Here is a 7,922-nt window from a genome sequence, read left to right as displayed (position 1 = left end):
GTTGAGCTTAATGATGAGACTGTTGAATTTATACTATTAACTGTTGAAGATACACTATTAAGTGATGATTGCAAACTTGTAAGCTGATTTGCTAATGAAGATACTGTTGTTTGCAAAGATTTTACTCCACTGTTTACTGATGAAACGGACGCTGATAATGCTGCTAATGAGCTGCTTAACGATGAATTGATATTATATAGCATCTTAGACATGGAGTTGTAATTATTTGATACTGTTGAGCTTAATGATGATAGCTGTGATGTAACATTTGCTTCAACAGATGACACAGCAGAGCTTAATGAGCTTGTTAATAATGATTCACTCAATAATGTTGAATTTGATACTATACCTGCTTCTCCTATTCCATATGCACTTGCTGATAATGAAGTCCATGGTAAGTATATTAACGAAACGTTGTAATCAAATACTAATTGACCTTGAGATACTGATGGAGGCCATACTAGGAATGAATACATTGTTGGTGGCGTTGGTACCAAGTTTTGAGCTGACATTACTTTTCCAGATAACACGTTTCCATTGTAGACAAATGCGGTTGTATGGCTTGGGCCAATTGTGAATAAATATGTATAGCTTGTCAATTGTGAATTATAAGTTTGTAATGTTAATAGCGGGTTTACAACATATGCAACATATGGTTCGCCAACTGATACTGTTGATCCTGAGAATATTACTTGCACTGGTACCGCTATCTCATTTATGAAGTATAGCTGCTCTTGAACAGCTGGACTTACCTTATCATATATTTCTACATTTTCAGATAACAATGTTACGTTGTAGAATTTACCTGTTTGTATAAATCCATATGTTGAGTTTGCATATATAGTTCCTTCTGCATATCCGTTCATTATAGCAGAGACATTATATCCAACGCCGTTTACACCAATTACTAAACCTGGTTTACTTCCTGGCACAAATCCCCATCCAACAACTGTTATAGGTACATTTTGTAATACTAAGAATGTTGTATTATCTAATCCTGAGACAACATTTGATCCGTAAGCTCCATATATTGGCATCTTACCAACTATTATTTCATATGCAGTTCCAACTGATACACTATTAGATGATACTGAATATTCTATCCCTTTCTTACTAAATGATGTTACATTAGCATAAAGTACAGCTGATCCTATAGCATTTGGTACTTTCACATTACTAATGACGCCATAACCATTTGTTAAAGTTACATTACCAACTAAGAATTGAACAGTAGGTGGTGTAAAGGTCTTACCATTCTGTAAATATAATTTATTGTATAAAGCGCTTGCATTTGCACCTATTATTTGTACTGTTAATTCTCCAGCACTTACTGGGGCTATTCCTGGGTATGTGAATCTTTGACCATCTATCATTAATGTAAATGGTTGAGTTGAGCTATATGGTACAACTACATCTGGATATGAAACTATTTGTGGCTCGTAATAATATGTATCTGGTCCTCCTGGTGTTGTGAGGTTTATGTATGGGTTTACATATACTATTGCATCCCCTGTATCATATGTAACCAGCGAAGCTGATTGTACCGTTGATGTTAAGTTATTATATGTTGGTACCTCAGATATACTTAATGTACTTACATTAAAGTAAACTGTATAAGATTTACTTGATTTACCAGATTGTACTGCATTATTGGCTATTACACCAGTATAAGGTATTTGTGACACAAAATAGAATACTCCACTTCCATTCACTACATTTAGATTTGATCCTTTATTTGGAGTCACTAAATTCATTAATGACATGCCTACAGGCATTTTTGTTCCATTAGTTTCATAGAATATGCTTGAGACGTTTATTCCAGGTTTAAATCCATAACCATAGACAAATAAATATTGACCCAATAACAATTTTCCTTTAGGCGCAATTTGTTCTACAGTACCTTCCGCCCCTATTTCCTCTACAGAGTATATTGGATAGACTGCAGCATTTAATGGCGAATATCCATAAGTCATTACACTAGTATTTGTTGATACAAATGCAAATAAAAGCGATCCCCAATATGGATCGTTAAGCGGTAATGTAACATTGAAGTACTCTTTACCGGTAATAGGTGATGTATTTGATCCAGAGATTTTCTCATATAATGGCGATGTAAATGAATTTTTTGCTTCGAATTTAACAACAGGTGCACTCGTGTTTGTAACCATACCAGTTACTGGATTTATATAATAAAGACCAAAGCTTGTTATATTGCTGTTTACTGGGAAGTTTGCCCATGATATATTATACGTTATATCCTCTCCTGGATAGAACACTAAATTTGTCATATTTGATATTAATGCAACGCTTGGGAATACATTAAGTATAGTTGATAGTTTTTCAGATACACCAACATTAGTCAAACTATATAAAGATTCATTTTCAATAAATGAAGGTACCGTATATATTCCTGTTGAATTTAGCAATTCCACTACATTACCTGAGCCGGCTGTTAGACTTATCCAAGTATGATTATATACGTTTAATTGAAGAATGTTGCCCAAATAATATGAATAACTAAAGCTGTTGTTTACTTTTAAAATATTGGTTACTGTTGGAAGAGCAAATCCTGGATTTATAGGATCATATAATAATATTGTTCCATTTGCATATGTTTTACTTGGTTTTTTGAAGGGAGTTTCTAATAATGCGCTTGAAATACTATTTTCATAAGATTTAGTTGTTGGATTATATTCTGTTTGGTTCTCTAATAGAAGTATTGGATAATTAAAGTTGTTCATTAGGTATAATGAAGCAGTTACATTTGTAGTACTTGTTGGCAATCCCCAATATGCTTCATTTGTTTCATATTCAGCAAAGCTTTTACCTAAAGGAGTTAAATTAACTAACATGCTTAACGTATTGTTCGTCATTACATTATATAAATTGTATTGACTAAGGTTTCCAGTTTCTAGATTGGTTAACTTTGCTGTTAGAGCCGGTTGTAGCAATAAAGTAAATGATTCTGTCTCTATAGCTGTAGAACCTGTAGTTGTATATATAATTGGTACTGTAGTTGTATATACTGGAATGTATTGGTTCGATAAAGCAACGAATACTGTTATATTTGTAGCCGAGCTTACATTTGGGTCTACCTTTTCTATATTGCTAAGAAAAGTATTTACTTCACTTTGAGTTAAAGTTACATTAGCAGCAAAATATTGAGCATTTTGTTTCAAATTGAATAGGTGTGTAATTGGTTGTGTTACAAATGTGTTATTATTCGTAGCATAATATAAATATAAAATATAGTAGCCTGGTACAGGAGCGCTTTCTGTAAAGTTAAATATCAGCTGTATTTGACCTCCAGGGCTGACAACACTTGGAAATGCAACGGCTCTACCTATTTTTACGGTTGGTGTTGATGCATGAGTTACTGGTATTACTCCTAAAGCCATTACTAAAACAAAAGCTACAGCCATTAAGGCTATAGCCTCATACCTCTTTCTCGAATTCATGATATTTACACCTTGTTTTGGCTGTTTTTTATTTGGTATTAACCTGGTATTTAAGGGTTAACCCCCTTTTCCGTTAAACATAGTATCCCACAGGTAAAAATAAGTTTAATTTTTACATAAAAAATTAATAAAAAAACTAATAGAAAATAAAAACAAGTATAATATAGAATAAAAATGCACTCGGTGAACAAAATGAAGTTAATATTGCTTGACTATGATGGTACAATAAGCCCTATAGACGTAAGCCCTGATAATGCATATCCATCAGCAAAAGTTTTAGAATCTATTGATTATTCAAGAAAAAAAGGCAATAAAATAGCTATAGTATCAATGAAGAGCTGCTATTTATTAATAGACAGGGTTAAAGCAGACGCATATGCATGCATAGGTGGGGCGGAAATAATATACGGTAACAGGTCTTGTATTGATACAGAATTGATAAAATATCAAGACGATGCAATCGAATTAATAGACTTTATTAAAAAAGATAAAAATATAAAAGATAGCAAGGCAAAAATAGATATTAAAAAGACGACGAGCAATTTAATTGCTGGAATAACAATAGATTGGAGGTTCTCATATTACCCTAAAAGCTTACCATTAATAATTGAACAAGCAAAAAAATTAAAACTAAAAGTTATAGAATATGAAAATGAACCCTTTATAGATATATTAATTAGCAAGGCAAATAAAGAGGACAGCGTTTTATATCTAAAAACGCTTTTTAATCCTGAAATTACCATATATTTTGGAGACAGTGAAAATGATTTGCCTGCATTTAAGGTATCAGATATATCAATTTTAGTTTTAAACAAATACAATGAACATTTAAAGAACGTAGGCGTTAATGAAATAGTTGACTTTGATAATGTATGGGAGGCGATAAGAAGGTATGCAGATAATTAATTACATTGTTTATGCAGCAATATTTGTAGTAATAATATTAGGCTTCTATTTTTTAGGGAAAATAGTAAAGTTTTTGCTTAAAAGATCTTTAGAAATCACTGGATTTAACGATTGGTTTAAGCACATAAGCATGGGAAGGCTTACATTAAGAGCTGGCATGACCGGAGGAGACTTCTTTGGAAGCTTGATAGCTTACTTTTTATATGCAACAGGTGTAATATTAGCCATAGACTTTATTTCGAATGAAATTTTAAAGGAATTAAAAGTAGCCTCTGCCCTTCTTACAATAGGGCTTGGCTATACAGCACTCTTTGTGTTTACAATTATAATTGGTTTTATCTTAATAGACGTTTTTGATAGCTATATAACAAGTGAAGCCAAATTGAGAGGCGGACAAGAACTTGAAATACTAATAGTTTATATAAAGATTGTACTTTATATTACAGTTATAACTCTAGCTATGAAAGAAGTTAAGCTTGACGTAACGCCATTAATGATTTTACTTCAACCATTAGCTTGGGGATTAGCAATAGCCTTTGTTGCTTTAATTTTATCTAGATATTTAAGGAGGGCATAAGATGGAATTTAACTTTTTTCCTATTATGTATCAAACGTCTAAAAGCAAAGGACAAGAACTTGTTGCACAGCGTATGGTAAAGTGGGCAATAAAGCTTGGATATAAGTCATATTTAATAACAAGCATATACCATGACAATGAACCTATAATTAAAGAAAGGGAATTAGAGCTATCTGAAAAGCCGTACAAAATTTTTGAAAAAGATCCAAAAATTGATTTGCCTACAATAAGGGTTTTGAGCAGAAAAGTAACATGGCCTCCAAGGAGGATAATGTTTAGGGATTTTATCAACATATTAAATAAAATAGACGAAGAATTGGGCATAAACTTTATAGTTACTCATTCAACACTTTGGAATGGTCCTGAAGATGTTGCTAAGTGGATAATGTGGAGAAAATTAATAGGAACAATAAACGCTAACCAAAAAAGAATTGTATATGGGCACATGGCACACTATCAACCGCCTGAACCCGGTAGATATGATCCCATAGAAAGGACTTACAGAATGGCATGGAATATGATGGAGCTGCCTTCTATATTTAAAGCTGCTGATCTTATATTAGTTGTTACAGGAATTGAAGGAGAAGATATGATAACATTGGGTGCAAACCCAAAACAATTGCACATATTTCCTGGAGGATTGGATGATGATGAAGCAAAAATAATAGAAAATGCAAAGCCAGATCTTTTTATTGAAAAATTTTTAAAAGAAAATAATAAAGATAAAAAAATCATAGCCTATCTTGGTACAATAGAAGAAAGAAAAAATCCATTAGCTGTTGTAGAAATTGCAAAGCATTTCAAAAACAACAACGATTTAGTATTTGTAATAGCTGGAAGGCCTGGAGATCAATGGGATAAGGTATATAAAGAATCTAAGAAATTAAAAAATGTAGTGTTAACCGGGGAGTTAACAGTAGAACAGAAAGCTTCCTTAATAAAGGCAAGCTACCTAAATATAATAATGTCAAAAATGGAAGCTTTAGGACTAACACAAATAGAATTCATGTATGCTGGAGTACCAGTTATTACAAGTGCTGTATATGGACAAAAATGGCTTATAAGCAATGGAGTTGACGGCATACATTTAAGAGGGCCTGATGATATAGAAGGGGGAGTAGAGTCAATAAACAAAATAATTCAAAACGAGTCTTTATATGAAGAAATGAAAATAAAAGCTATGGAAAAGGGGAGAAATTTCTTAATTTCTAAATTGATGAAAGAATTAATTGAGAGAGCAAAGCAAATCTCAATAAGCTAAAACCTTATCTCCACTATATCTTTATCTATAGGAACGAAATCAGGACCAACTCTTTGCCCATTATATTTCACTCCCTTACCCCAGACCTTAGCATACCTTACATTTGCGTTGGGGTTTATTGTTTCTGCTATTTCTTTAATTGTTGCATTTTCCCTTATTATTAATGGTTCCTTGTCAGGTAATGAATTAGGCTTTTTTGTATAAATTCTTTTTATTTTTAAAATTTTAAATATATCGTTTCCAAGTTCATTAAGTCCTTCACCACTCTTCGCTGAAACGACCCTGTATAAAATATCATTTGGTAAAGCAGGTATATTGAATTCCTTAACTAAATCTTTCTTATTAAATAGAACTATAGTAGGCTTATAGGTTATAGCATTGATTAAAGATGCATCAATATCATCTAGCTTTGGCTCACCGTAAATTTCTACTGTTGCATTAAATATTCTATAAGAGCTTAAGACCTTCCTTACATCATCTTCTGTAAAACTTGGCTTCCCATAAAATAATACATTTATCCCATTACCTGTTCTATGCTTTATTATTTTTATATAACCCTTTTGCATGCTCGTCATTATGCCTTTTTTCTCAAGCGTATCAAATATTCTTTTCAATTCTTTTTCATAATCACCATCTAAGCCAACAACTATTATTATTGCATCAGCATTCCTTGCTATTGCCAATACTTTTGTATTTACATAATCACCCTCATTACTAATCAACGGAGGCGTATCAATTAATTGGAATTGTATGTCCTCAAATTGCATCATACCTGGCGTTGGCTCAGTAGTTGAAAACGGGTTAGGGCTTATTACGACCTTTGCATTTGTTAGCCTCGATACTATACTACTTTTCCCAGAATTTGGGGGCCCGATTATTGCTATTTGCCCTGCACCTGCTTTTTCAACGAAAATTTTAGGCCCTCCACCACCTTTTTTCTTCTTCCTTTCCTTTTCTTCTTCCTGTCTAAGCTCTGCTAGCCTACTCCTTGCCCAATAAAGTAAGTTTTCTGTACCCTTATGCTTAGGAACTGAGCTTATGAATTCCTCCAAAGCTTTAATTTTATCTTCAACAGTTTTTGCATCGCTATATTTATTTAACTTAGCAATTGCTTCAGCTGGTAAGTTTGTTACCATTTATTTTATTCCCTTATTTATTATGAGGAATTTAAAAATTAAAAATGTTGAGATTCATAGAGAAGGAGCTGACCTCCTCTCCGCCCTGAAGGGTGAGGGTTCCCTCAAGGTGAATCATAGGTTTGTGATTTACCGCCTTCATCTTCATCACTTCATAGCCAGCGGGTTTTACCCACCCCGCTCCATTTATTCAGCGATAGACCGCTGGCTGGGCCTTCAGCCAATTACCCCTATCCCTCGATGAGAGTTGCCCTTTCCTCTTAGGTCCAAGGGACTTGGGGATATGTAAATGTGTAGGGACAAACATATACACTTTGGCCCTGATTTAGGGCTTCCCTACATCAGCTTTGTTAGTTGGGGTAGAGGCGTACCTCATGTTTCCGTGACGCATACCCCTTTAGCAGCTGTCTCAATTTTTAATGAGTATTTAAATTTAAAAAAACTTTACTTACTCATAAAAGGGGCGAGGCTTGTCCTTCTTTTGTCAGAAAAAGAGCTATGCATATATAACTTCTATGCATTTTTCTTCTTTAACCCATTTATAACAAAATTATAAATTTAATAATAAAATATTATTAAACAAA

General features: G+C 33.1%; 5 protein-coding genes and 1 pseudogene. 3 read left to right on the top strand and 3 right to left on the bottom strand.

The window, feature by feature from the left end:
* Positions 1-3,458, bottom strand: a 3,458-nt coding sequence (locus RXO53_RS07065; RefSeq protein ID WP_410713527.1) for a hypothetical protein, incomplete at its 3' end; no start/stop codon positions are given.
* A 192-nt stretch (positions 3,459-3,650) separates the two neighbouring features.
* Between RXO53_RS07065 and RXO53_RS07060 the strand changes: the two genes are divergently transcribed.
* The 3 genes from RXO53_RS07060 to RXO53_RS07050 are packed head-to-tail and all read left to right on the top strand — an operon-like array spanning position 3,651 to position 6,202.
* The gene (locus tag RXO53_RS07060; RefSeq protein WP_410713526.1) at positions 3,651-4,364 is read left to right on the top strand and encodes an HAD-IIB family hydrolase; all 714 of its coding nucleotides are present in this window, start codon (positions 3,651-3,653) and stop codon (positions 4,362-4,364) included.
* Complete coding sequence (locus tag RXO53_RS07055; RefSeq protein ID WP_410713525.1) at positions 4,351-4,941, top strand: mechanosensitive ion channel family protein; 591 nt, start codon at positions 4,351-4,353, stop codon at positions 4,939-4,941. Before RXO53_RS07060 ends, RXO53_RS07055 begins: the two co-directional genes overlap by 14 nt.
* A gap of 1 nt (position 4,942) precedes the next feature.
* Entirely contained in the window at positions 4,943-6,202 is a 1,260-nt protein-coding gene (locus tag RXO53_RS07050) for a glycosyltransferase family 4 protein (protein ID WP_410713524.1), read from the top strand.
* On the opposite strand, the gene RXO53_RS07045 is transcribed toward RXO53_RS07050, so the two are convergent.
* A complete protein-coding gene (locus tag RXO53_RS07045; RefSeq protein WP_410713523.1) occupies positions 6,199-7,338 on the bottom strand; it encodes a GTPase in 1,140 nt (379 codons plus the stop codon). The genes RXO53_RS07050 and RXO53_RS07045 overlap by 4 nt on opposite strands.
* 31 nt (positions 7,339-7,369) lie before the next feature.
* A pseudogene (locus RXO53_RS07040) lies at positions 7,370-7,627 on the bottom strand (RNA-guided endonuclease TnpB family protein); the annotation flags it as partial.
* Between the last annotated feature and the right edge of the window lie 295 nt (positions 7,628-7,922).

This window comes from Caldisphaera sp. (assembly GCF_046536515.1).
Lineage (GTDB): Archaea > Thermoproteota > Thermoprotei_A > Sulfolobales > Acidilobaceae > Caldisphaera.
The sequence above is the reverse complement of the archived record's forward strand: the minus strand, read 5'-3'. Positions and strand labels throughout refer to the sequence as shown.